Raw genomic sequence first — 641 nt, forward strand, 5'->3', positions numbered from 1 at the left:
AATACAGGAGCGGCCAAAAGCAGTCCTATGAGCGACGACACGAGTTCGGGAACGACTAACAGGATCGCCGCCAAGATCAGCATTGTTCTCTCCCACCAAAAGGTTCTGACAAGCAGGAAACCGGAGAGGGCGGACCCGAGAAATGTAATGCCCAGCACGCAGCCAACGAAGGCAACTGTAAAATCACCCCAAGAGAAGTTGGTTGTCACCAGCAGCAGCGACGGCGAGAACACGAAAACAAATGGGACGAGGACTTTTCCCAAGCCAAGACGGAACGCTGTATTTCCGGTCTTGAATGGGTCGGCTCCTGCCATGCCTGCCGCCGCATAGGCGGCGAGCGCGACTGGAGGCGTGATGTCGGCAAGAACACCGTAATAGAAGACAAAGAAATGCGCGACGATAGGTTCCACGCCAAGCATACCGAGCGTTGGGGCGGCGATGGTCGCCATAATAATGTAGTTGGCGGTCGTCGGAATACCGCAGCCCATCAGGATGCAGACGACGCCAGTCATAATCAGCGTGAACAACAGCGTCAGTGTCTGCGGTCCGAACCAGGCAGCCGGAACCATCGTACCGATCCAGCCGGCTATTTCTGCTGCAGTCGTGGTGACGATGTAGGAAATCTTGAAGCCGACGCCGGT

The 641-nt window shown here is 56.2% G+C and carries 1 protein-coding gene; it reads right to left on the reverse strand.

Annotated features, from left to right (window positions below; all coding sequences use genetic code 11):
- Positions 1 to 641 (reverse strand): TRAP transporter large permease subunit (locus PL597_RS25975; protein ID WP_271366654.1); only part of this gene is annotated, 641 nt, incomplete at both ends.

It is taken from the genome of Agrobacterium sp. ST15.13.013 (genome assembly GCF_027956525.1).
In the GTDB taxonomy this organism is placed as follows: domain Bacteria; phylum Pseudomonadota; class Alphaproteobacteria; order Rhizobiales; family Rhizobiaceae; genus Agrobacterium; species Agrobacterium salinitolerans.